Raw genomic sequence first — 23,110 nt, 5'->3', positions numbered from 1 at the left:
AGTCAATTTAAACAAAATATTATGGCAATAGTAAAACCTTTTAAGGGAGTAAGACCTCCTAAAAATCTCGTCGAGCAGGTTGAGTCTCGTCCTTACGATGTTCTCAATTCAGAGGAAGCACGTGCCGAGGCAGGCGATAACGAGAAGAGCCTTTATCATATTATTAAACCTGAAATCAATTTCGAACCAGGTACTTCTGAGTACGATCCTCGCGTTTATGAAAGCGCTGCAGAGAACTTCAGAAAGTTCCAGGAGAATGGCTGGTTAAAACAGGATGATAAGGAACAGTATTATATCTATGCACAGACGATGAACGGCAAGACTCAGTATGGTCTTGTGGTAGGTGCGTATGTAAACGACTATATGACGGGTGTCATCAAGAAACATGAGCTGACACGCCGCGATAAGGAAGAAGATCGTATGAAGCATGTGCGTGTATGCAATGCCAATATCGAACCAGTATTCTTCGCTTGTCCTGATAATGAGGTGCTTAACGAACTTCTGATGCGTTATGCAGCAACAACACCGGAATATGATTTCATTGCTCCAATTGATGGTTTCCGTCATCAGTTCTGGGTTGTAAGCGATGATCAGGATATTGCCACAATTACAACGGAATTTGCCAAGATGCCTAGCCTTTATATTGCTGACGGTCATCACCGTTCTGCAGCTGCAGCTCAGGTAGGTGCAGAAAAAGCTAAGCAGAATCCTAATCATACAGGTAAGGAGGAATATAACTACTTTATGGCAGTTTGTTTCCAGGCAAGTCAGCTTACCATTCTCGATTATAACCGAGTTGTGAAGGATTTGAACGGTCTGACTTCTGATCAGTTCCTCGATGCTCTGACAAAGAATTTCGAGGTGATAGATATTGATGCAATCAATGTGAATGTATCTGGTGATGATGAGGGTATACCTTGCTATGAAAAGATGGCTATTGATGATGCTATCAGCCAGTTTGGCTTGGATATTCTGAAACCAGCTGCTCTCCATTCTTTTCTCCTCTATCTGGATGGTAAATGGTACGGTTTGTTTGCCAAGCCAGGAACCTATGATGATGCTGATCCAATCGGCGTGCTCGATGTGGATATTTCATCTCGCCTGATTCTTGATGAAATTCTGGGTATCAAGGATTTACGTTCTGATAAGCGCATCGACTTTGTTGGTGGTCTTCGCGGTCTCGGTGAGTTGAAACGTCGTGTGGATAGCGGTGAGATGAAGATGGCACTTGCTTTGCATCCGGTTTCTATGCAGCAGATTATGGACATCGCTGACAGTGGTAAGATTATGCCACCTAAGGCAACATGGTTTGAACCTAAGTTGCGTAGCGGTTTGATTATTCACAAATTGGATTAATGATAGACGAATTTAAGACTATATCAGATACGATAGGCGAGGGATATTACACCGAGAAAAGGAGTAAGTTTCTCGCCTTTGCTCACCATGTTACAACTGTTGACGAGGTGAAGGAAATTGTTGCCGGGTACCGTAAGAAATATTACGATGCCCGACATTGTTGTTATGCATATATGCTAGGTCCTGAACGGACAGAGTTCCGTGCCAATGATGATGGCGAACCTTCTTCTACGGCAGGAAAACCAATCCTTGGTCAAATCACGAAATCAGAATTGACGGATATTTTAATTGTCGTCATCCGATATTTCGGAGGCGTGAAATTGGGAACCAGCGGACTCATTGTTGCCTATCGTGAAGCTGCCATTGATGCTTTGGCTCATTGTGAGGAGGTTACGCAACAGATAGAGGAAATCGTAACCTATGATTTTACTTATCCGATGATGAATGATGTGATGAGGATAGTCAAAGATATGAATCCGCGTATCCTGGATCAGACTTTCGATAATACTTGCAGCATCAAACTTTCTATCAGAAAGAGCGAGGCTGAGCAGTTGCGTTCCCGTCTGAAAAAGCTGTCGTTTGAATAGCAGATAACTGACAGACAGATGAATAACTGCTGGGTAAATAAAAAGAGGGTGAATCATTAATTTATGATACACCCTCTTTTTGATGGTTATTTCTTTTGAATTTATCCCTTTTCTTCCAATTCCTTCTGCAATCGGATGATTTCATCGCGATATTGGGCAGCTTGCATGAAGTCGAGGTCTTTGGCAGCTTGCTTCATCAATGCCGTAGTATTGGCAATGCTCTTCTCCAATTCTTCCTTGCTCATACTGCGAACAATAGGGTCGGCAACGAAGGCTGCACTTTCCGGTTCCACGTAGACGCGAGGCTTAGAACCCTCTGCTCCCATCGGAACAATCTTTGCTCCTTCTTCCTTGCTGGTAGGCAGAGCTGAGGTTATTGCTTTCACAATCTGTTTTGGAGTAATGCCATGGTCGGCATTGTATTTCAACTGGATGCTTCGGCGGCGGGCTGTTTCATCTATCGTTTTCTGCATGCTGTCTGTGATGTTGTCTGCATACATGATTACCTTGCCGTTCACATTTCGGGCTGCACGGCCTGCCGTCTGGGTCAGAGAACGGTGACTGCGCAGGAAACCTTCCTTATCTGCATCGAGAATAGCTACGAGCGAAACTTCCGGCAAGTCGAGTCCTTCTCGTAACAGGTTGACACCCACCAGTACATCGTATACTCCTGCACGGAGATCGTTCATGATCTTTACTCGGTCTAAGGTTGCCACATCACTGTGGATATAGGCAGCCTTTACGTTGTGGTTGAGCAGGAACTCGGTGAGTTCTTCTGCCATACGCTTTGTAAGAGTCGTAATCAGAACTCGCTCGTTGCGGTGTGTTCTTGTTAATATTTCGTCCAGAAGATCATCTATCTGATTCTCACTTGGACGGACTTCGATTTCCGGGTCCAGGAGTCCTGTAGGACGAATCAACTGTTCTACAACCACGCCTTCGGCTTCTCTCAATTCATAGTCTGCCGGAGTTGCACTTACGTAGATGGCCTGCGGAATGAGATCGTGAAATTCCTCGAATTTCAGCGGACGGTTATCGAAGGCTGCAGGCAAACGGAAGCCATATTCTACCAGGTTCTTCTTTCGTGCCCGGTCGCCTCCATACATGGCTCCAATCTGCGGGATGCTCACATGGCTCTCGTCAACCACCAGCAGGAAATCTTTAGGGAAGAAATCGAGCAGGCAATATGGGCGTTCGCCTTCGTGTCTGCCATCAAAATATCGGGAATAGTTCTCGATGCCCGAACAGTGGCCCAATTCCTTGATCATTTCCATATCATATTCTACACGTTCCTTGATGCGCTGTGCCTTGATTCCATCTCCAATACTCTTGAAGAATTCTACCTGTTTAACCAGGTCGTCCTGAATTCTGCGAATGGCACTTTCCTGCTGTTCTTTTGTTGTTACGAAAAGGTTGGCTGGATAAATCTCGTAATCTTCGAACGAGGCAAGGCGGTGATAAGTGAGCGAATCCACTTCTTCGATACTGTCAATCTCATCGTCCCACCATGTTACGCGCAAAACATGATCGCTGTAAGCCATAAAGATGTCAACCGTTTCGCCTTTCACTCTAAAGTTGCCACGTTGCAGTTCTATGTCATTTCTAACGTAAAGTGCATCAACGAGTTTTCTCAGAAATTCATTTCTGTCGAGTCGCTGCCCGCGATGAATCTTGATGATGTTCTCCTGCATCGCCACAGGTCCGCCCATACCATAGATGCACGATACGGATGAGACAACGATGACATCCTTTCTGCCCGAGAGAAGGGCAGAAACAGCACCGAGTCGCAACTTGTCTATTTCATCATTGATGGCGAGGTCTTTTTCTATATATGTATCAGTCGTTGGCAGATAAGCTTCCGGCTGATAATAGTCGTAGTATGAAACATAATATTCTACAGCGTTCTCAGGGAAGAAACCCTTCATCTCCTGATACAGTTGGGCGGCAAGAGTCTTGTTGTGGCTCAAGATGAGCGTAGGCTTCCCCACGTTGGCAATCACGTTTGCCACCGTAAAGGTTTTACCCGAGCCGGTTACACCCAACAACACCTGTGCAGGGTCTCCTTCAAGCACCCCCTCTGTGAGTTGCCTGATGGCTTGCGGCTGGTCGCCAGTTGGCTTATATTTTGATGTAATCTTAAAATCCATTTTCTTCCTGATTTCTTCTCAAAAGTTCTGTTTCAAGGTGCAAAATTACAAAAAAAACGCCATTAATCGTTATAAAGATTAATTTTTTACGAAAAAATGTATCTTTTCTTTTGATAATAAGTAAATTATGAGTAACTTTGCAGTTCAAAATGAGAATTATGAAGAAATTGACTCTTATTGCATCGTGTGTTGCATTGCTCTTTTCGAGCTGTGCCCACGAATATAACCAGGTATTGAAATCAGGCGATTATACTTATAAGTATGAGTACGCCAAGCAGAGCTATGCCCAGGGCAAGTATTCCCGTGCCATTCCTCTTCTGCAGGAACTGGTAACGATGAAGAAAGGTTCTACCGAGGGTGAGGAATGTTTGTACATGCTGGCTATGGCCGAGTATGGTATGAAGGATTATGAGACTGCTGCAGAGTATTTCAAGAAGTATTACTCTTCTTATCCTAAAGGTAAGTTTGCTGAAAATGCAAAGTACTTTGTGGGAGAGAGTCTGTATCAGAATGCTCCAGAGCCTCGTCTTGACCAGAGTACCACGATTACAGCCATCGCAGCCTTTCAGGAGTTCCTGGATCTTTATCCGGATGCCCGACTCAAGCAGCAGGCTACAAACCGCCTTTTTGCTCTTCAGGACCTCTTGGTTGAGAAGGAGTATAAGAGTGCCAAGCTCTATTTTGATATGGGCACCTATTTCGGCAACTGTACCAGCGGAGGCAATAATTATGAGGCTTGTATCGTAACTGCACAAAATGCGCTTAAGGATTATCCTTACAGCAACCGACGCGAGGAGTTTGCATCGCTCATCATGAAAGGCAAATATGAACTGGCAAAGATGAGTGTCGAGAAAAAGCAGCTGGAGCGCTATCAGGATGCGGAGGATGAGTGTTATGGCTTTATCAACGAATATCCTGATTCAAAGGACCGTGCACTTGCCGAGAAGTATATTGAGAAGTGCAAGCAGTACGAGAAAGAGCATCCGGAGTCAGCTCTCGACCAGCTTGGCAATAATGCCAATTAAAAAAGCATATATATAATAAGGTAAAAACAATATAATAATAATAGTACTATAATTATGGATTTCAAAAAATCAAAGGCACCAGTAAACACAGTAACTCGCAACATTATGGATCTCTGCGATGATACCCATAATATCTACGAGAGCGTAGCTATCATTGCAAAGCGCGCTAATCAGATTTCTATCGAAATCAAGCAGGAGTTGAGTAAGAAACTTCAGGAGTTTGCTTCTTACAACGATTCTTTGGAGGAAGTTTTTGAGAACCGCGAACAGATTGAAATCTCTCGCTACTACGAGAAGTTGCCAAAGCCAACTTTGCTCGCTACAGAAGAGTTTATTGAGAATAATATTTATTGGCGCGATCCTACCAAGACATCTGCACCAATGGTTCACGAGAGCGAAATTTAATATTCCAGAGCTATATGATACAGCGTAAACAGACATTATTTCTGCTCTTTGCTGTCATCGCCATTGCTATCTGTCTTTTCCTTCCTGTCGCCAGCATCGCAGCTAAGACGATGGGAGGAGACACTATGGTTTATAATCTCGGAGTGGTAGGGGAGGCAGGAATGCAGATTTCAACTACTTGCGTTCCTCTGTTCCTTCTGCTCGCCGTTTCAGCCATCATAGCATTGGTAAACATCTTTTTGTACAAGAATCTGAAGCTTCAGAAATCACTCTGTTCACTTGCCATGCTTTTTGCAGGTTTATGGTATGTAGATTATATCGTGATGTTCATGGGCTTGATTCCTGTTCCTGAAGCAGAAGGAACGATGAAGTTTCAGTTTGCCGCTTGCCTTCCTTTGGTAGCAATCATATTCGAATGGATGGCAATGAAAGGTGTGAACGATGACATCAAACTCTTGAGAGCAGCAGACCGAATCAGATAAAAAATGCTAAAAAAGCATTTGAATATCGATAAAAGTTTGCTCAATTCAAATAAAAGTAGTAATTTTGCACCCGCTGTCACGAGATGGCAGCATAAAATTCAAACCTCATTATAAATTAAATTAAAATTAAGATTTAAAAATGGCAACAAAAATCAGATTGCAGCGCGGCGGTCGTAAAAGCTATGCTTTCTACAGCATCGTAATCGCTGACGTTAGAGCACCACGTGATGGTAAATTTACTGAGAAGATTGGTACTTTCAACCCTAATACCAATCCAGCTACTGTAGATTTGAATTTCGAGCGCGCACTCTACTGGGTAGAGACTGGTGCACAGCCAACAGACACAGTTCGCAACATCCTCAAGGGCGAGGGCGTTTACTTGATGAAGCACCTCAAGGGTGGCGTTAAGAAGGGCGCATTCGACGATGCTGAGGCTCAGAAGCGTTTCGACGCTTGGAAGAATAGCAAGGACGCTAAGATTTCTGCTGTTCGCGAGGGCGATGCTAAGGCAAAGAAGGAAGCTGCTGCTAAGGAGCTCGAGGCTGAAAAGAAGATGAACGAAGCAATCGCTAAGAAGGTAGCTGATAAGAAGGCTGCTGCAGCTGCTGCTGAGGCAGAGGCTAAGGCTGCTGAGGAAGCTCCTGCAGAGGAGGCTCCAGCTGAGGCTTAATCTTCGACAGAATCTTCTTTTGAGATTTTAAAGTATAAAGGTTGAATTTCTCTTTCAGGAAATCCAACCTTTTTTTTGTTTCTTTTGATTATGGGTGATAAAAAGGAAAACAGTTATTCGCATATTCTGAAATATACAGGATTGTTTGGCAGTGTGCAAGGATTGGGAATTCTTGTAGGAGTTTTGCGCAATAAATTTACGGCGCTCTTCCTCGGACCTTCTGGAATGGGACTGCTGTCTCTTTTTAGCTCAACGATTTCTGTTCTCAGTTCTGCATGTAATTTCGGCATTCCCACAAGTGGTGTTACATTTATTTCTGAAAAGGAACATACTGCAGATGAATCGCAGTCCGAAAAGGCTGATATCGCCGGGGCGGTTCTTCTTGTCCGCACCTATAGTCTGCTTGCTGCATTTTTCGGAGCCATCATCTGTGTGCTGCTGGGTCCGTTACTCAATGGGTTTACTTTTTCCTGGGGCAATCATACGCTACATTTCATTCTTCTGGCACCAACCATTTTCTTCACGATTCTGGCTGGAGGTGAAACAGCCATTCTGAAAGCTACCGGACAGTTGCGTGCGTTGGCGATGCAGGCAAGTCTTCTGGCTATTCTTCTGCTTTTGGTTTCGGTTCCAGTTTATTGGATATTTGGTGAGAGAGGTATTCTGCCCGTTCTGTTCATTTTGGCATTTATGCAATGGGCTCTGAATTTTCGATATTCCCTACGAGTTGTACGGTGGGGCGTAAATATGCGAAAAATGACGCTAGTTGCAGGTTTCCCACTTTTGCGGCTTGGCGGGGCATTTGTACTTTCGGGTTTGATGAATAGCGGATGCGAATTTCTGATTCGTGCCTTTTTGAACCAACAAGGCGATCTGGAAATTGTCGGACTTTTCAATGCCGGTATAACGATTGTCTTTGTTTATGCGGGAATGGTGTTCTCGGTCATGGATCAGGATTTTTATCCCCGTCTCTCTGGCATTTCGGGTTCCAGAAAAAACGAGGAGTCTGTAAAAGAACGCAATCTCTGTGTGAACCGCCAGCTTGAAATGAATGTCCTGTTGCTGGGGCCTATCGTTGCAGCTATCATTTTAGGTCTGCCTCTCATTATTCCGATATTATACAATGCCCAGTTTATGGGGATGCTTCAGATGACTCAGCTTGCTTCTGTTGCCATGTTGTTCAAGGCGGTTTATCTTCCGATAGAATATCTCCCGCTGTCAAGGGGAGATTCCAAACTATTTCTCATTCAGGAAAGTTTTTGTGTTATCTTGCTGATAATCTGTGAAATAGCTGGTTATCAGTTAGATGGATTGAGAGGAGTAGGAGGGGGTATTGCCGTGGCTTATGCCATAGAGACCATTGCCGTCTTGATTTTCAGCAGAGCCGTTTATGGTTATTGTTTATCCGCTCTTGGTTTCAGATTCTGTATCTTTCAACTTCTGATTCTGATCCTGGTGTTGTTCCTGGTTTTCATGATCAGTTATCGTGATTGGCTTTATTGGCTGATTGGCGTTATCATTGTACTCATGAGTACATCGTTTAGTTTTAGGAAAATTAGAAAACTGATTAGATAAGAATAGAAATACTGTAGGATAAATTATTTTCTCCGAAAGATAGAAGAATATCTCCGAAAGATAAAAAAATATCTTTCGGAGATAATTTTTTATTCCAGTAGGATATAGGATTATTCCAGTAGGATAAATAAAGAAAAAGCCTTGAGAATCAGTTGATTCTCAAGGCTTTTATATGTTTTGTATCTCAAAGAAATTACTTCTTGTTGATAGCGAGGTCGATAGCTACAGCGATAGCAACAGTAGCACCTACCATAGGGTTGTTACCCATACCGAGGAAGCCCATCATCTCTACGTGAGCAGGAACTGAAGAAGAACCTGCGAACTGAGCGTCTGAGTGCATACGACCCATTGTATCAGTCATACCGTAAGAAGCAGGACCTGCAGCCATGTTATCTGGGTGCAAAGTACGACCTGTACCACCACCAGAAGCTACTGAGAAGTATGGCTTACCAGCAGCAATACGCTCCTTCTTGTATGTACCAGCTACTGGGTGCTGGAAACGTGTAGGGTTTGTAGAGTTACCTGTGATTGATACGTCTACATCCTCGCTCCAGTTGATAGCAACACCCTCGCGAACGTCGTCAGCGCCATAGCAGTTAACCTTAGCACGTGGACCGTCGCTGTAAGCGATGCGGTTAACAACCTTCAACTCACCTGTATAGTAGTCGAACTTTGTCTGTACGTATGTGAAACCGTTGATGCGGCTGATGATCTGAGCAGCATCCTTACCAAGACCGTTCAAGATAACGCGCAATGGGTTCTTGCGAACCTTGTTAGCCATCTCAGCAATCTTGATAGCACCCTCAGCAGCAGCGAAAGACTCGTGACCAGCCAAGAAAGCGAAGCACTGAGTCTCCTCACGGAGCAAACGAGCAGCCAAGTTACCGTGACCGAGACCAACCTTACGGTCGTCAGCTACAGAACCAGGGATGCAGAAAGCCTGCAAACCGATACCGATAGCCTCAGCTGCGTCAGCAGCAGTCTTAGCACCTTTCTTGATAGCGATAGCAGCACCAGCTACATACGCCCACTTAGCGTTCTCGAAGCAGATACGCTGAGTATCTTCACACATCTGATAAGGGTCAACACCTGCGTCTTCGCAGATTTGATTAGCCTCTTCCAAGCTCTGAATACCGTTAGCATTAAGAGCAGCAAGAACCTGCTTCTCGCGACGTTCCTGACTTTCGTAACTTACTTTTCTAATCATATCTGTATCTCCTTATTATTCTTTACGTGGATCAATTGCTTTAACAACACCCTGCTCAGCAGTTGTACGACCGTAGCTACCTGTGAACTTCTTGACAGCCTCGTTAGCGTCCATACCGTTCTTGATAGCTTCCATCATCTTGCCGAGGTGAACATACTCATAACCACAAACCTGGCTGTCCTTATCGAGGAACTGCTTTGTGATGTAACCCTCTGTCAACTCGAGGTAACGTGTACCCTTAGCTACAGTACCATAGAGAGTACCAGTCTGTGAACGAAGACCCTTACCCAAGTCCTCAAGACCTGCACCGATAACGAGACCGCCCTCAGAGAAAGCGCTCTGGCTACGACCGTAAACAATCTGGAGGAAGAGCTCGCGCATAGCTGTATTGATAGCATCGCATACGAGGTCAGTGTTCAAAGCCTCAAGAATAGTCTTGCCTGGGAGAATCTCAGAAGCCATAGCAGCTGAGTGAGTCATACCAGTACAACCGATAGTCTCAACAAGAGCCTCCTGAATAACGCCTTCCTTGATGTTCAAAGAGAGCTTGCAAGCACCCTGCTGAGGAGCACACCAACCCACACCGTGAGTATAACCAGAGATGTCTTTGATCTCTTTTGCCTGAATCCATTTTCCCTCTTCAGGAATTGGAGCTGGTCCGTGGTTAGGACCCTTAGCGACAACGCACATGTTGTCTACTTCTTTAGAATAGATCATATTCGCTAAATTTTATATTAATGAATATTATAAGTATAAAGTTCTGTACTTAATTCATATTGTTTTGCTGAAACATCGGTGCCATCACCTCAATTCCGAGCACAAAAGTACAAAAAAAATCCGGAAAATACCTAAAATTGGGTATTCTTTTTAACTCTTTAACCTAATATTTAGATTTTTTCTTGGGTTTATGCACAATTTCATGTATCTTTGCAAACTGAAAATTGCAATTTTGTAGATTATGATCGAAGTAAAGATAAACGATGCCAAGCTTCAGCATGCTGCCGAGGCGGGCATGGATGAATTTGTAAAGGCTTTCGTGGACGCTATCCGCGAAGCGATTGGTGGTGAACTGACTGCCGAAACCATGGCGCAGCTCAACAGCGACCAGATTACTCTTCTGGCTTGGAATATCCTGCATGAGGAGATGATGGATGGCGGAATGGTTCAGCTCATACATAACGGTTACGGTGCTTTCCTCTGGAAGAACCCTACCGACAAGGCGTTTAAAAACTGGGGATTGACAGATCTCGCCAAACTCATCAAGAAGAGTCATTTCCTGTATAAGACAAATCATGAGGAGATTGAGCGCGATCTGACCGATGAGGAGTTTATGGCGCTCTACGAAAAATTTCCTGAGTTTGATGATTTTGACGATGAGTTCGTTGAGAACGAAGAAGAGTGGACCAGCAAGGTTGCCTTCTACATCGATGATCATATCGACAATTTCTGCGAAATTGTCAAAAGTTAATAGTTGATAGTTAATAGCGGCTTCGCCGTATAGCAGGCTTGCCCTATAAACTATAAACTTTAAACTATAAACTTATAATACATTATTATATATATGAACAAGCAAGAACAGGAACTCCGTAAGAAGAGTCCGATACAGATACGCAACAAGAAGGCTTCGTTCGAGTACTTCTTCGTTGATACTTATACCGCAGGCATTGTGCTTACGGGAACAGAGATAAAGTCTATCCGTGGCGGAAAGGCTTCGCTGGTAGATTGTTATTGCGATTTCTATCAGGGCGAACTTTGGGTCAAGGGAATGAACATCTCTCCTTATTTCTATGGTTCTTTCAGCAATCATGAGGCTCGCCGCGACCGCAAGCTTCTTCTCACCAAGCGCGAATTGCGCCGTCTTGAAGAGGACAGCAAGCAGCCTGGTTTCACCATTGTTCCCACCCTCATCTTTATCGATAATCACGGTAGAGCCAAGGTGGATATAGCCCTCTGTAAGGGAAAGAAGGAGTATGACAAGCGCCAGACTCTGAAAGAAAAGGAAGACAGAAGGGAGATGGATAGAGCAATCAAGCACTTTTAGACAATGAAGAATTTAAGAGAGATTGTAAAGGAGAAGATTCTGATTCTCGATGGTGCCATGGGTACTGAGATTCAGAAGTATAATCTTACAGAAGAAGACTTCAGAGGAGAGCGGTTCCGCGATTTGCCGGGTATGATGAAAGGCAACAACGACATGCTCAACATCACTCGTCCTGATGTGATATCTGATATTTACCGACGCTACCTGGAGGCTGGCGCCGATATTATTACCGCGAATACTTTTTCGTGCCAGCGCATTTCGCAGACTGATTATCACCTGGAGAACTGCGCCCGCGAAATGGCATTCGAGGGTGCCCGACTGGCACGTATCGAATGCGATAAGTTTTCTACGCCTGATAAACCACGCTTCGTTGCAGGAGATGTGGGACCAACCAACAAGACTTGCTCCATGAGTCCGGACGTCAGCAATCCTGCCGCCCGCGAGATTACCTACGATGAGCTTTTCACCGATGTATGCGAACAGGTGGACGGACTTATCGAAGGCGGTGCTGACGTGATTCTCATCGAAACCATCTTTGATACACTCAACTGCAAGGCGATGATAGATGCGGCGCTCACCATGATGAAGAAACATGGAGTAGAGTTGCCTGTCATGATCAGTCTTACGGTGAGTGATCTGGCGGGCAGAACGCTCAGTGGCCAGACTGTAGATGCTTTCCTTGCTTCGCTTTCTCCTTATCCTATCTTCTCTGTCGGCATGAACTGTGCCTTTGGTGCTCCTCAGATGAAACCTTTCATCGAGCACATGGCTCAGGTTGCACCTTATTATATTAGTGCGCATCCTAATGCCGGTTTGCCTAACGAAATGGGCGAATATGACGAGACAGCCGAATCGATGGCTCCGCAAATAGCCGAATTCATCGATGAAGGCATCGTGAACATCATAGGCGGATGCTGCGGTACAAGTCCTGAATTCATCGCTCATTACGCCCGTATCGCTGAGGGTAAGAAACCGCATCAAGTGGTGGAGAAACCTAAGTATATGTGGCTCTCGGGATTAGACCTTCTGCAGGTCGATGACTCCGTACATTTGCCGGTTGACGCCAGTCGGTTTGTCAATGTGGGCGAACGCTGTAACGTAGCTGGTAGCAGGAAGTTCCTGCGCTTGATTAACGAAAAGAATTATGAAGAAGCCATCGGTATTGCCAGAAAGCAAGTGGCTGATGGAGCAGCTGTCGTTGACGTGAATATGGACGATGGTTTGCTCGATGCGAAAGCCGAGATGGTTAATTTCCTGAATATGATTGCAGCCGAACCAGACATTGCGAAGGTTCCGGTGATGATCGACTCTTCCAAATGGGACGTCATAGTGGCTGGCTTGAAGTGCTGCCAGGGCAAGTGTATTGTCAATTCCATCAGTTTGAAGGAGGGTGAGGAAGTATTCCTTTCTCATGCCCGCGATGTGTTGCGCTATGGTGCAGCCGTTGTTGTGATGTGTTTTGATGAGGTTGGTCAGGCTACCACTTTCGAGCGCCGCATCGAGATAGCAGAACGTGCTTATCATCTTCTGGTAAACAAGTTGGGCATGAATCCGCTCGATATCATCTTCGACCCGAACGTACTTGCCATAGCTACCGGTATGGAGGAGCATGATAATTATGCTGTTGAGTTCATCCGTGCAACGGAGTGGATTCATCAGAATCTGCCTGGCGCACATGTCAGCGGAGGTGTCAGTAACCTCTCGTTCTCATTCCGTGGCAATACTTATATCCGTGAGGCTATCCATTGTGTTTTCCTGCATCATGCCCAGCAGGTAGGTATGGACTTTGGTATTGTAAATGCCAAAGCCAGAATGGATTACAATAAAATTCCTGAAGAACAGCTTCAGCTCATCGAGGATGTGGTGCTGAATAGGAGAAAAGGTGCAGCTGATGAACTTATCGAGCTTGCGGCAGAGATAAAAGCCCAGGCTGATGCTGCCAAGGCTGCAGCTAAGGCAGGCGGTGTTGCTCCCAAGAAATCGGCTGCTCCTGAATGGCGAAAGGAGAGTGTGGAAGAACGTCTGAAGTATGCGCTGAGAAAAGGAATCACCGATTTCCTGCAGCAGGATATTGACGAAGCACTTGCCAAATATCCTCATGCAGTAAACGTGATTGAGGGTCCTCTGATGGACGGCATGAACCTGGTAGGCGAACTTTTTGGAAAAGGCGAAATGTTCTTGCCGCAGGTTGTCAAGACGGCTCGCACGATGAAATCGGCAGTTTCTATCCTTCAGCCTCATATCGAGGCAGAAAAACAGGGTGGAGCAACAACTGCCGGCAAGATTCTGATGGCAACCGTGAAGGGCGATGTTCATGATATCGGAAAGAACATCGTCTGCGTGGTTATGTCATGTAACAATTACGAAATCATCGACTTAGGTGTGATGGTTCCAGCCGAACAGATTGTACAGAAAGCTATCGATGAAAAGGTAGATGCAATCGGTTTGAGCGGACTTATCACCCCTTCGCTTGAAGAAATGGTTCATGTGGCCCGAGAAATGCAGAAGGCTGGTTTGCGCATTCCTATCATGGTAGGTGGGGCAACGACGAGCGAACTGCATGTGGCTCTGAAGATTGCGCCTGAATATGACGGACCGGTCATCTGGGTGAAGGACGCATCGCTCAATGCCGGAATCTGTGCCCGATTCCTCAACGAGGTAGAAGGTCCTAAGTTTGAGACGGAACTGAAGGAGCGCTACGAGAAACTTCGCCAGGACTATCACGAAGAGCAGGCTAAGATAGCCTCGCTCTCAGAGGCTAGAAAGAACAAGCTGGAGCTGTTCTGACAAGATAAAGAATACAACGTTTTTAGGATACTTATATGATTAAAACTGTGATTTTTGATATGGGTGGTGTCATCATCACCCTCGACGAGAATGAGGCAGGCAAACGTTTCATTGAGTTGGGTATGAAGGAGTTTGCGAAGAAGATGGACCCTTATAAACAGGTTGGCTTAAACGGTCAGCTGGAAGAGGGCAAGATTTCCGAGGAGGAATATCGTCGGGAAGTGTGCAAGAAGATTGGCCGCGAGGTAACCTTCGAGGAACTGCAGCATTGCTGGCTGGGCTACATGAAGGAAATTCCAGAACGCAATCTGGTTACTCTCCGCAATCTTAAGAAGCAGGGCTACCATGTAATCTTGCTCAGCAATACCAACCCTTATGTATCAGCCTGGGTAGACAGCGAGGCGTTCTCCGGCGACGGTCATCCTATCGGCGATTATTTCGATGCGATGTACCGTTCTTATGAGGTGAAGTATATGAAGCCGGATGAGAATTTCTTCCGTTATGTCCTTTCTCAGGAGCAGATCATGCCAGAGGAGTGTCTGTTTATTGATGATGGCCCCCGTAACTGCTGTGCAGCCTCAGAACTGGGACTGTTTACTTATTGTCCACAGAATGGAGAAGACTGGTGCGATAAGATTTACGAGCATTTGAAGTAATTATTTGTGGTGATTATTTGCACTAAAATGCAAATAATTGCCATTTTATTTTGTGCTCTGCAATAAAAAATGTACTTTTGCAGTCGCAAATATTAAATACATAATACAATGATTAAGAAGAAAAGATGGCATTGCTTGCCAGGTCAGCCTCTTACAGAGCTCGATAAGCAGGTAATGTTTTGGGAAAACAAGGGTAAACTTGTTCCTACCCGTGACTTGATTAAAACTCCAGAACAGATAGAAGGCATCCGCAAGAGTGGTGTCGTAAACACCGGTTGTCTTGATGCGGTAGCCGAGATGATCCGTCCGGGAATCAACACCCAGGAGATTGATGATCTCTGCATGCAGTATTGCAAGGATCATAATGCCATTCCTGCGTGTCTCAATTACGAAGGCTATCCTAAGAGCGTTTGTACCTCTATCAACGAAGTGGTTTGCCATGGTATTCCTAAGGAAGAGGATGTGCTCGAAGAGGGCGATATCATCAATGTGGACATGACAACCATCGTAGATGGCTATTACGCTGACGCCAGCCGTATGTTCATCGTTGGCGGCAAGACTACTCCTGAAAAGGAGCAGCTGGTTCGCGTAGCCAAGGAATGCCTGGAAATCGGTATGGAGGTTGCCAAGCCATACTCGTTCGTAGGTGATATCGGTCATGCTATCGAGAAGCATTGCAAGAAGTATGGTTATGGTGTGGTTCGCGATCTTTGCGGTCATGGCGTAGGTTGCCAGTTCCATGAAGAGCCTGAGGTTCTTCACTATGGTCATAGAGGCACTGGCATGCTGCTCGTTCCGGGCATGGTATTCACCATCGAGCCAATGATCAACATGGGCACCTGGCAGGTATTCCTCGATGCGGACGATCCGTACGGTTGGGAAGTAATCACCGGTGATGAGAAGCCATCTGCGCAGTGGGAGCACACGCTTGTGATGACAGAGACAGGTGTGGAGGTTTTGACATATTAACGTTAAATGTTAAGAAATGAAGGATATATATATATTAGGTATAGAGAGCAGCTGCGACGATACCTCTGCAGCAGTGCTCAAGAATGGTGTGCTGCTGAGCAATGTAACCGCCTCCCAGGAGGTTCACAAGGCTTATGGCGGTGTTGTTCCGGAGTTGGCTTCCCGTGCCCACCAGCAGAATGTGGTTCCGGTCGTTGACCAGGCCATCGCGCGTGCCGGCATCAAGAAGGAAGATCTTTCTGCCGTAGCCTTCACCCGTGGTCCGGGTCTGATGGGCTCGCTTCTCGTGGGTGTAAGCTTTGCCAAGGGATTCGCCCGTTCGCTCAATATTCCGATGATAGATGTAAACCATCTGCAGGGTCATGTGATGGCTCATTTCATCAAGGAGAGCGATGATGACCAGAGTGCACCTCCATTCCCGTTCATCTGTCTTCTCGTGAGCGGTGGAAATTCGCAGATCGTAAAGGTGAATGCCTACAACGATATGGAGGTACTGGGACAGACCATCGACGATGCGGCTGGCGAGGCTATTGACAAGTGCGCCAAGGTGCTGGAGTGGGGGTATCCTGGTGGTCCTGTCGTAGATAAGTATGCACGCCAGGGCAATCCGAAGGCATTCAGTTTCTCTGAGCCTCATATTCCGGGATTGAACTACAGTTTCTCCGGTTTTAAGACCAGTTTCCTCTACAGCTTGCGCAAATGGGTGGCTGCTGATCCTGATTTTGTTGAGAAGAACAAGTACGATCTGGCTGCCAGCATAGAGTTTACCATCGTTGATATTCTGATGAAGAAACTCCGCATGGCTGTCAAGCAGACCGGCATCAAGCATGTGGCTGTAGCTGGAGGTGTGAGTGCCAATAATGGTTTGCGCAACGCTTTCCGCGATCATGCCAAGCGCTTCGGTTGGACTATCTACATCCCTAAGTTCAGCTATACTACCGATAATGCGGCGATGATAGGCTGCGTGGGAACCTTCAAGTATCGTGATGGCGAGTTTGCAACCATCGACTTGCCTGCCTATAGTAAAGTAACATTTAAGTAAGAAATATGGAATTTGAAACAAAGATATTAAGCAAGGGCATCCAGGAGATGCTCTACAACAGTGACAAGACAGTAGGCACAGCAGAGAGCTGCACAGGCGGTCGTATCGCCGAGGCGCTGATTTCTGTGCCAGGTGCCAGCAATTACTTCAAGGGTGGTGTAGTAAGCTACACCAACGAGGTAAAGGAGAATCTTTTGGGCGTGAGCCATGAGGTTCTGGAGGAGCAGACTGCCGTTTGCGAAGAAGTGGCTAGGGAGATGGTGCTCGGCACAATCAAGACCCTGAATGTAGACTTCGCCATTTCAGCAACGGGTGTGGCTGGTCCGACGGGTGGAACTCCAGCCATTCCTGTGGGCACAATCTATGTAGGTTATGGCGATAAGAACGATGTTCGCGTAGTAAAACTCACCGAAGATTTCGGACGCGACATCAACCTTGCAATTGCCACAAATACAGCGCTTAAAGGCATGCTCGAATTCTTGAAAGAACATGCTGAAGAACTTAAAAAAGAGGCTTAAATTGCTAATTTAAGGCTATCAAATATTAATAATCCTTAAAAGACAGCGTTCTTTTAGGGATTATTTTGTTATTACCAAATTATTTTGTAATTTTGCACTCTGTTTGGAATAGGTATCAATTAACGAATTACAAAATTAAAGATAGAAATGTCTAAGATTTGTCAAATTACAGGTAAGAAGGCACAGTTAGGTTGCAATGTGTCTCACTCAAAGCACCGTACAAAGAGAAGCTTTGATGTTAACCTCTTCAGCAAGAAATTCTACTATGTAGAAGAGGGTTGCTGGATCAGCCTCAAGATCAGTGCTGCTGGTCTTCGTCTTATTAATAAGGTAGGTCTCGATGCTGCTTTGAATCAGGCAGTAAAGAAGGGTTACGTAGATTGGAAGGACATTAAAGTTATAGGAGAATAAATATCATGGCAAAGAAAGCAAAAGGTAATAGAGTACAGGTTATCCTCGAGTGCACTGAACACAAGAACAGTGGTATGCCAGGTACAAGCCGTTACGTGACTACAAAGAATCGTAAGAACACTCCTGAGCGTCTTGAGTTGATGAAGTACAACCCAATCCTTAAGAAGATGACTCTTCACAAGGAGATTAAGTAAGCTTAGCTTACAAGTTTAATAATTTTATCAATTTAAATAGACTATGGCAAAGAAAGCGGTCGCTACCCTCCACGAAGGTAACATGGATGGTCGCGCATATACAAAGGTTATCAAGATGGTTAAGAGCCCTAAGACTGGTGCATACGTTTTCGATGAGAAGATGGTACCAAACGAGGCTGTTAAGGATTTCTTCAAGGATTAATTTCCTTGCAGATGATGCATCGTTGAATTAAGATTACATCAAAATTCAAATATAAAGATAAAGGTCGCTACCCAGATAGGAGAGCGACCTTTTTTTTCTTCTTTTTCTTTTCTAAGGTCAAGAAAACAGCTTTTGGCCTTTTACAATACTACTTGAAGCTTCTTTTATCGTCTCTTACGAATCTTCTTAGCGTTTGCTTCCTCTTATCATCGTTTGACACCTCTCACGGCCTGGCTCTCTAACGGGTTTTCAGGCCAGAAATGCTTAGGGTATCGGCGCTTCAGTTCTTTGCGGACTTCGAAGTAAGTGCCTTGCCAAAAACTTGCGAGATCCTGAGTAAGCTGAACGGGCTTGAAACCGGGAGATAACAACTCAAGTAGAAGGGGCTGTCTGCCAGCATCGACAGTTGGTGTTGATGTCATTCCGAAACACTCCTGAAGCCGAACACTCAGAACCGGAGCTTCGGTTCCCTGGCGGTAATCGATGCGGATATTGCTGCCCGATGGCACACGGATGTGGGTGGGAGCAAGGCGGTCTATCTCCTGCTGAAGCTCATAAGGAAGGATGTTCCATAAGATTTCGCACAGGTTGAGTTTCTTCAGCTCAGTAACAGAAGTCTTCATCTTACCACCTTCTTCGAGATAGAAAGGGAGCCACGCTCGGGCTGTTGGCAGGAGATGCTCCGTTGACAGGTCGGGAATCTCCAGTTCCGGATGCCATTCAGCTACTTGCGCCACGCGCTGTTGCAGACGATGAACCGATTCGTTCCAATCGAACATGCTGAGTCCGTCTTTTCTGGCAGCTTCGCAGATAATATTAGAAACAGTCTCTCGGTTGGCATTTTGTATCGGCTTGCTGTCTATGATGAGCGCTCCTATCCGTGTTTCCTGCTGCATCTTTACCTCCAGCGTTTTACTGTTCCAGGAAATATTTTCACAGGTTTGTGCCGGCAAGTTCTTCCAGTTGACGGGGGCTGAGAGAAATACCCTTCCTTTCCGTCCCTGCCCAGAATTGGATGATGAGGTTGAAGCGAGGTTGAGTGATGCGATGGCAAGCCATTCGTTTGCTGCCATGCTGTCGCACGGGTCGATGAAAATCGTGTTGCCATTCGACATCTTGAAGTTACCCGCATGGTCGGTGGCATGGGCGATGCGCTCAGGGTAGGCTAGGGCGATGAGATGGCCCACTTCCTCTGCATCAATTGGCTCGTTGTCTTCCCTGATACGCAGCATCTTCCTGTATTCCTGTGCAATCTGAGCGATACGTGCCCAGCGCCCCAGATTCTTCTTGCAGCGTGCGGAGCGGAGGAGTGAAAGGCGGAGCGTCATGTCTGAATCTTCATTTTCGCCCATCGGGTCTTTCTCTTCCAGCAGAGCAGCAATGTCGCAGGCAAGGGCTTGGCTCGCCGGAGAATCGCTGCTGATCATCATCTTGGCAATGCGCGGATGACAAGGAAGTTGAGCTATTCTGCTGCCTTCTGCAGTGATGCTGCCACTGAGAGCGTGAGCATCATGATCTGGAGTGAGGGCATTGAGCGACATAAGAAGTTGCTGTGCCAATACGAGGTTGCCCTTGGGAGGAAGGGTGAGCCAAGGCAGCAGTTCCGGTTTGTTTTCGCCGAAAGCTGCAATGTCGAGAACCATGGAAGAGAGATCTGCATCCAGTATTTCGGGCAGCCGTTGTTCTGGCATCAGATGTTCCGAGGTCTGTGTCCAAAGCCGGTAACATACGCCTGATGTTATTCTGCCCGCACGCCCCCTTCGTTGCGTAGCCATGTCCTGACTAATACGAACGGTTTCGAGATGGCTCAAGCCTGTACGGGCATCATATACCAGTTTTCGGCATAGTCCGGAATCCACAACGATTCGTACCCCCTCGATGGTGAGAGAAGTTTCGGCGATAGGGGTGGCCAATACGATTTTCCGTTCACCTGGTTTGGAAGGAGCGATTGCGAGTCGCTGCTTTTCAGGCGAGAGGTTACCGTATAGCGGGTAAAGAGTGGCTGAGGGCAGGACAGAGCAAAGCAGTTCTTCGCATTTCATGATTTCTCCCTGTCCCGGCAGAAAGGCAAGAATGTCGCCTTCCTGGTTTCTGAAAGCCTGACAGATAGTGGCTGCCATTTCCTGCGCTACCTGATATCTGTCGATGTCGTGGTCTGCATAAATGGTTTCTATCGGAAACATTCTGCCTTTACTCTCGATAAGCGGAGCCTGAAGTGCCTGGCAGATGATAGAAGCATCGATTGTTGCTGACATGATAATGAGCTTCAGGTCGGGGCGGATGATTTCCTGTGTTTGTCGGGCCAGCGCTAACGCCAGATCGGAATTGATGCTGCGCTCATGAAACTCATCAAAGATGAGGCACGAAACGCCTTCGAGTGTAGCATCATTGACCAGCATTCGGGTGAGAATGCCCTCGGTAAGGACTTCGATGCGTGTATCATCCGAAACCTTGCTTTCGAATCTTACCCGATAGCCGATGGTTTTTCCCACGGGTTCTCCCAGAATCTGTGCCATCCGTTCGGCTATCTGGCGAGCAGCCAGGCGGCGCGGTTCGAGCATCAGAATCTTACCCTGATTTTTAAGATGATTATGGATGAAACCTTCCAATGCCTGATCACTCATGCCCCGCAGAATGGTGAGCGGGAGGAGGGTAGATTTACCGGCTCCAGGAGGAGCTGTAATAACAAGGTTAGCCGACTCCATCAATGCTTCATTGACAGAGTCGGCTATCTGGTAAGCTGGCAGATGACCAGCCTGCTGTTCTATTCTATCTAAGTTCATTTCTTCTTATTTCACAAACTTCAGATTTCTTTTATTTCACAAATTTCAGAATCTCTTTACTCTTTCTGCCCTTTTTGGCAGGAATCGGCATGAAGCCTTCTGTGAGTCCTGTTTTATCTGTCATGGTCTGGAAAACGGAGGCGGCATAGGAAGAGAGTTTCTTCTCTGCCAGTTCTTGCTTGATAGCATCCTCATCATAATCATCAGCATAGAGCAGAGTGTGTAAATCGTCAAGATATTTTTGCGGAATATTCTGATGCGGCATGCGGCTTTTTATCTGCATAATCTGTGCGATGATAGCCTGTTTGGTTTGGGCAGCGATGGCTTCTGCCTTTTGCTGCTCGAAGACTGCCAGCGTCTCCTCATCCGTCTCCTGCCAGTTTTGCATCATGGCTTCAGTGTTGGTAAGATGACTGTAGCCTGCATAGCGAATCAGGGCGATGCGCTTGTTCCAACCTTTCTTTTCCAGATAGTTTTTCTCCATAGGGGTAGTAGCTACTATGAGGTTGGCTTTGGCGTACATGGCTTTCTGATACATAGACTGTTGCAGTGAACGCTTCAAGTAAGGGTTCTTGCAGTTTCTCTCAGAAATATCGCCTAGTGGACAAACGATGTAGGGAATGTCCATCTGCTTTGCTTTCTTTGCTATCTGGGCTCCCTGCCATGTCCATGCTCCTATAATCAACACAATGTCGGCATCAACCAGACTGTTGGTGATGTCGAGCTGCTTATTCAAGGCTTCGATGTATGGAAGATACATCTTCAGCAACTTCTTATGGTTGGAAATGAACAAATATACTTTCATCGTTCTGTCGGTTATTTTTAACTGTTATTATTCTGATAGACTGTTACTTCCTTTTTACTCTGTTTAGAGTTTATGAGAAGTGAAATCGTTTTTGTCAGCCCGCCAATAGCGCAATTTGGTAGCCAGATTTCTCCAGATGATTCCATATTCGAAGAATGGCAGTTTGAACATTGCTATTCCGTCATCAAAGTGTCTGATGGCCTTGTTGGCTATCAGCATTCTCAAGATGAACAGCAGGAGGAAACTGAAACCTGCGCATCCTGTAAGAATCCAATTCTTCATGAGGATAGAGTAGGCTGCAACGGCCAGTGTTGCTATCAGACTGAGATGTGGCATGAGATGGTCGAAGAACATGAGGGTACGCATGGAACCGGCTCTTTCCAGACTCTTGCGTGAAGCCTGCAGATAGAGGTGGGCATTGTGCCAGCTCTTGCTCGATGGTGCTTCACGGATGAGCCATGCATCGCAATCCAGTTCTGTAGCAGTATCTCCGCAAAGTGCATACTTGTTGACGAGAAAATCGTATTCGCCGCGAACATATTCCAGGTTGCCCTGATAGCCCTGTTCCTTCATGAAGTCGCTCTTGCGAAAAGCTACATTTGGCATGTGACTGCGATAGCCGTAGGTCTGTTGGGCACGGCGCAAAACATAGTAAGCCTTGCGGATGCTGTCGAAACGGCGTACGCTCTTGGTTTCCTCATCAAGGGCTACATATCCCAATACCAGATGGTTTGGGTCCTGACATTGACGGGCCATGGTTTGCAGCCACTTGTCGTTGCTTGGGCGGCAATTAGGTTCTGTCAAAATAATCCATTCATGTTTGGCTGCCTTCACACCCAGTGTAATCTGCAATTTCTTGCGGCTCATGTAGCGTGAACTCTCAGGAATGTAAGTATAATACAGATGAGGGTTCTCGGCTGCTGTTCGCTTCAGAAAATCCTGTGTCTCGCCATCTGTACTCTGGCAGACTACGATTACCTGATAGTCGGCAGCGTACTGCTGGCGCAGGAACATAGGGAGATTCCTCTCCAATTCAGTAAGATTATCGTGTGCGGTAATGAGTATACTGACAGGAGGTTGATTCTCTGCCGTTTCTGTCTTTTGAAAGCGCAACGAGCGCAGAAATGGATTTATCAGCGATCCGAGAACCGCCAATAAAACCACCACTGCGCCTGCTATTATAGTAGTTGTACTAATGATCATCATTTTCTTTTTCTCGTAATATAGAAAGCTAGAGAAAGGAGAATC

23 protein-coding genes are annotated in these 23,110 nt (G+C 46.0%); 17 read left to right on the top strand and 6 right to left on the bottom strand.

All coding sequences use genetic code 11. The features are described 5' to 3' along the window. The first annotated feature begins 21 nt into the window (after window positions 1-21). Window positions 22-1,356, top strand: a complete 1,335-nt coding sequence (locus tag RCO84_RS06340; RefSeq protein ID WP_317584386.1) for a DUF1015 domain-containing protein — start codon at window positions 22-24, stop codon at window positions 1,354-1,356. Then, a complete protein-coding gene (locus RCO84_RS06335; RefSeq protein ID WP_006849028.1) occupies window positions 1,356-1,943 on the top strand; it encodes an IMPACT family protein in 588 nt (195 codons plus the stop codon). Before RCO84_RS06340 ends, RCO84_RS06335 begins: the two co-directional genes overlap by 1 nt. A 101-nt stretch (window positions 1,944-2,044) precedes the next feature. Here the strand turns inward: RCO84_RS06335 and uvrB are convergent, their stop codons facing one another. Next, window positions 2,045-4,090, bottom strand: coding sequence for an excinuclease ABC subunit UvrB (gene uvrB / locus RCO84_RS06330; RefSeq protein WP_117693657.1), 2,046 nt, complete (start codon window positions 4,088-4,090; stop codon window positions 2,045-2,047). Between the two features lie 158 nt (window positions 4,091-4,248). Between uvrB and RCO84_RS06325 the strand changes: the two genes are divergently transcribed. The 5 genes from RCO84_RS06325 to RCO84_RS06305 all read left to right on the top strand — a co-directional run bounded on the left by RCO84_RS06325 (window position 4,249) and on the right by RCO84_RS06305 (window position 8,247). Continuing rightward, window positions 4,249-5,115, top strand: a complete 867-nt coding sequence (locus tag RCO84_RS06325) for an outer membrane protein assembly factor BamD (RefSeq protein ID WP_287580501.1) — start codon at window positions 4,249-4,251, stop codon at window positions 5,113-5,115. Between the two features lie 54 nt (window positions 5,116-5,169). Further along, the gene (locus RCO84_RS06320; RefSeq protein ID WP_006849031.1) at window positions 5,170-5,520 is read left to right on the top strand and encodes a DNA-directed RNA polymerase subunit omega; all 351 of its coding nucleotides are present in this window, start codon (window positions 5,170-5,172) and stop codon (window positions 5,518-5,520) included. A gap of 14 nt (window positions 5,521-5,534) precedes the next feature. Beyond that, window positions 5,535-6,002, top strand: coding sequence for a DUF4293 domain-containing protein (locus tag RCO84_RS06315; RefSeq protein WP_117727967.1), 468 nt, complete (start codon window positions 5,535-5,537; stop codon window positions 6,000-6,002). Window positions 6,003-6,141: 139 nt separating this feature from the next. Continuing rightward, window positions 6,142-6,672 carry a 30S ribosomal protein S16 gene (locus RCO84_RS06310; RefSeq protein WP_022121818.1) on the top strand — a complete coding sequence of 177 codons (531 nt, stop codon included), beginning with the start codon at window positions 6,142-6,144 and terminating at the stop codon, window positions 6,670-6,672. A gap of 90 nt (window positions 6,673-6,762) precedes the next feature. Then, a complete protein-coding gene (locus tag RCO84_RS06305; protein ID WP_317584383.1) occupies window positions 6,763-8,247 on the top strand; it encodes a hypothetical protein in 1,485 nt (494 codons plus the stop codon). Window positions 8,248-8,440: 193 nt separating this feature from the next. On the opposite strand, the gene RCO84_RS06300 is transcribed toward RCO84_RS06305, so the two are convergent. Continuing rightward, window positions 8,441-9,454, bottom strand: coding sequence for a GGGtGRT protein (locus tag RCO84_RS06300; protein ID WP_089543362.1), 1,014 nt, complete (start codon window positions 9,452-9,454; stop codon window positions 8,441-8,443). A gap of 15 nt (window positions 9,455-9,469) precedes the next feature. Next, window positions 9,470-10,171, bottom strand: a complete 702-nt coding sequence (locus RCO84_RS06295) for an iron-sulfur cluster assembly scaffold protein (RefSeq protein WP_006849036.1) — start codon at window positions 10,169-10,171, stop codon at window positions 9,470-9,472. Between the two features lie 241 nt (window positions 10,172-10,412). Here RCO84_RS06295 and RCO84_RS06290 point away from each other — a divergent pair, with 241 nt between their 5' ends. The 10 genes from RCO84_RS06290 (at window position 10,413) to RCO84_RS06245 (ending at window position 18,274) form a co-directional block, all read left to right on the top strand. Continuing rightward, complete coding sequence (locus RCO84_RS06290; protein WP_317584381.1) at window positions 10,413-10,922, top strand: DMP19 family protein; 510 nt, start codon at window positions 10,413-10,415, stop codon at window positions 10,920-10,922. Between the two features lie 93 nt (window positions 10,923-11,015). Next, window positions 11,016-11,495, top strand: coding sequence for an SsrA-binding protein SmpB (smpB, locus tag RCO84_RS06285; protein ID WP_006849038.1), 480 nt, complete (start codon window positions 11,016-11,018; stop codon window positions 11,493-11,495). A 3-nt stretch (window positions 11,496-11,498) separates the two neighbouring features. Then, window positions 11,499-14,282, top strand: coding sequence for a methionine synthase (metH, locus tag RCO84_RS06280; RefSeq protein ID WP_317584380.1), 2,784 nt, complete (start codon window positions 11,499-11,501; stop codon window positions 14,280-14,282). Window positions 14,283-14,317: 35 nt separating this feature from the next. Next, on the top strand, window positions 14,318-14,938 hold the full coding sequence (locus RCO84_RS06275; RefSeq protein ID WP_317584379.1) for an HAD family hydrolase: 621 nt from the start codon (window positions 14,318-14,320) through the stop codon (window positions 14,936-14,938). Between the two features lie 108 nt (window positions 14,939-15,046). Next, entirely contained in the window at window positions 15,047-15,907 is an 861-nt protein-coding gene (gene map / locus RCO84_RS06270; protein WP_006849041.1) for a type I methionyl aminopeptidase, read from the top strand. A 16-nt stretch (window positions 15,908-15,923) separates the two neighbouring features. Beyond that, entirely contained in the window at window positions 15,924-16,949 is a 1,026-nt protein-coding gene (gene tsaD / locus RCO84_RS06265; RefSeq protein ID WP_117693676.1) for a tRNA (adenosine(37)-N6)-threonylcarbamoyltransferase complex transferase subunit TsaD, read from the top strand. Window positions 16,950-16,954: 5 nt separating this feature from the next. Then, window positions 16,955-17,467 (top strand): CinA family protein, encoded by a 513-nt coding sequence (locus RCO84_RS06260; protein WP_118085826.1) that lies wholly within the window; start codon window positions 16,955-16,957, stop codon window positions 17,465-17,467. A 147-nt stretch (window positions 17,468-17,614) separates the two neighbouring features. Beyond that, window positions 17,615-17,878: a 50S ribosomal protein L28 gene (gene rpmB / locus RCO84_RS06255; RefSeq protein WP_006849044.1), complete on the top strand. Its 264-nt coding sequence runs from the start codon at window positions 17,615-17,617 to the stop codon at window positions 17,876-17,878. Between the two features lie 5 nt (window positions 17,879-17,883). Beyond that, window positions 17,884-18,072 (top strand): 50S ribosomal protein L33, encoded by a 189-nt coding sequence (rpmG, locus tag RCO84_RS06250; protein ID WP_006849045.1) that lies wholly within the window; start codon window positions 17,884-17,886, stop codon window positions 18,070-18,072. 43 nt (window positions 18,073-18,115) lie between these two features. Beyond that, window positions 18,116-18,274: a DUF4295 domain-containing protein gene (locus RCO84_RS06245; RefSeq protein ID WP_006849046.1), complete on the top strand. Its 159-nt coding sequence runs from the start codon at window positions 18,116-18,118 to the stop codon at window positions 18,272-18,274. A 206-nt stretch (window positions 18,275-18,480) separates the two neighbouring features. Here the strand turns inward: RCO84_RS06245 and hrpB are convergent, their stop codons facing one another. From hrpB to RCO84_RS06230, 3 genes are all read right to left on the bottom strand, one after another. Next, the gene (gene hrpB / locus RCO84_RS06240; RefSeq protein ID WP_317584377.1) at window positions 18,481-21,057 is read right to left on the bottom strand and encodes an ATP-dependent helicase HrpB; all 2,577 of its coding nucleotides are present in this window, start codon (window positions 21,055-21,057) and stop codon (window positions 18,481-18,483) included. 31 nt (window positions 21,058-21,088) lie between these two features. Then, complete coding sequence (locus RCO84_RS06235) at window positions 21,089-21,862, bottom strand: hypothetical protein (RefSeq protein WP_006846455.1); 774 nt, start codon at window positions 21,860-21,862, stop codon at window positions 21,089-21,091. Between the two features lie 63 nt (window positions 21,863-21,925). Continuing rightward, window positions 21,926-23,068, bottom strand: a complete 1,143-nt coding sequence (locus RCO84_RS06230; RefSeq protein ID WP_317584375.1) for a glycosyltransferase family 2 protein — start codon at window positions 23,066-23,068, stop codon at window positions 21,926-21,928. Window positions 23,069-23,110 lie beyond the last annotated feature (42 nt).

Origin of the sequence: Segatella copri (assembly GCF_949820605.1) — a bacterium.
Classification (GTDB): Bacteria; Bacteroidota; Bacteroidia; order Bacteroidales; family Bacteroidaceae; genus Prevotella.
Note: the sequence above shows the minus strand (reverse complement) of the source record. Positions and strands in the feature narration are given on the sequence as shown.

Excerpts from the sequence above, each read along its gene's own strand:
- RCO84_RS06325 (WP_287580501.1), top strand. The coding sequence starts at position 4,249 with ATGAAGAAATTGACTCTTATTGCATCGTGTGTTGCATTGCTCTTTTCG.
- RCO84_RS06245 (WP_006849046.1), top strand. The coding sequence starts at position 18,116 with ATGGCAAAGAAAGCGGTCGCTACCCTCCACGAAGGTAACATGGATGGT.
- uvrB (WP_117693657.1), bottom strand. The coding sequence starts at position 4,090 with ATGGATTTTAAGATTACATCAAAATATAAGCCAACTGGCGACCAGCCG.
- RCO84_RS06275 (WP_317584379.1), top strand. The coding sequence starts at position 14,318 with ATGATTAAAACTGTGATTTTTGATATGGGTGGTGTCATCATCACCCTC.
- map (WP_006849041.1), top strand. The coding sequence starts at position 15,047 with ATGATTAAGAAGAAAAGATGGCATTGCTTGCCAGGTCAGCCTCTTACA.
- smpB (WP_006849038.1), top strand. The coding sequence starts at position 11,016 with ATGAACAAGCAAGAACAGGAACTCCGTAAGAAGAGTCCGATACAGATA.
- RCO84_RS06295 (WP_006849036.1), bottom strand. The coding sequence starts at position 10,171 with ATGATCTATTCTAAAGAAGTAGACAACATGTGCGTTGTCGCTAAGGGT.
- RCO84_RS06230 (WP_317584375.1), bottom strand. The coding sequence starts at position 23,068 with ATGATGATCATTAGTACAACTACTATAATAGCAGGCGCAGTGGTGGTT.
- RCO84_RS06305 (WP_317584383.1), top strand. The coding sequence starts at position 6,763 with ATGGGTGATAAAAAGGAAAACAGTTATTCGCATATTCTGAAATATACA.
- tsaD (WP_117693676.1), top strand. The coding sequence starts at position 15,924 with ATGAAGGATATATATATATTAGGTATAGAGAGCAGCTGCGACGATACC.
- RCO84_RS06290 (WP_317584381.1), top strand. The coding sequence starts at position 10,413 with ATGATCGAAGTAAAGATAAACGATGCCAAGCTTCAGCATGCTGCCGAG.
- RCO84_RS06310 (WP_022121818.1), top strand. The coding sequence starts at position 6,142 with ATGGCAACAAAAATCAGATTGCAGCGCGGCGGTCGTAAAAGCTATGCT.
- rpmB (WP_006849044.1), top strand. The coding sequence starts at position 17,615 with ATGTCTAAGATTTGTCAAATTACAGGTAAGAAGGCACAGTTAGGTTGC.
- RCO84_RS06320 (WP_006849031.1), top strand. The coding sequence starts at position 5,170 with ATGGATTTCAAAAAATCAAAGGCACCAGTAAACACAGTAACTCGCAAC.
- RCO84_RS06315 (WP_117727967.1), top strand. The coding sequence starts at position 5,535 with ATGATACAGCGTAAACAGACATTATTTCTGCTCTTTGCTGTCATCGCC.
- metH (WP_317584380.1), top strand. The coding sequence starts at position 11,499 with ATGAAGAATTTAAGAGAGATTGTAAAGGAGAAGATTCTGATTCTCGAT.
- hrpB (WP_317584377.1), bottom strand. The coding sequence starts at position 21,057 with ATGAACTTAGATAGAATAGAACAGCAGGCTGGTCATCTGCCAGCTTAC.
- RCO84_RS06300 (WP_089543362.1), bottom strand. The coding sequence starts at position 9,454 with ATGATTAGAAAAGTAAGTTACGAAAGTCAGGAACGTCGCGAGAAGCAG.
- RCO84_RS06260 (WP_118085826.1), top strand. The coding sequence starts at position 16,955 with ATGGAATTTGAAACAAAGATATTAAGCAAGGGCATCCAGGAGATGCTC.
- RCO84_RS06335 (WP_006849028.1), top strand. The coding sequence starts at position 1,356 with ATGATAGACGAATTTAAGACTATATCAGATACGATAGGCGAGGGATAT.
- RCO84_RS06235 (WP_006846455.1), bottom strand. The coding sequence starts at position 21,862 with ATGAAAGTATATTTGTTCATTTCCAACCATAAGAAGTTGCTGAAGATG.
- RCO84_RS06340 (WP_317584386.1), top strand. The coding sequence starts at position 22 with ATGGCAATAGTAAAACCTTTTAAGGGAGTAAGACCTCCTAAAAATCTC.
- rpmG (WP_006849045.1), top strand. The coding sequence starts at position 17,884 with ATGGCAAAGAAAGCAAAAGGTAATAGAGTACAGGTTATCCTCGAGTGC.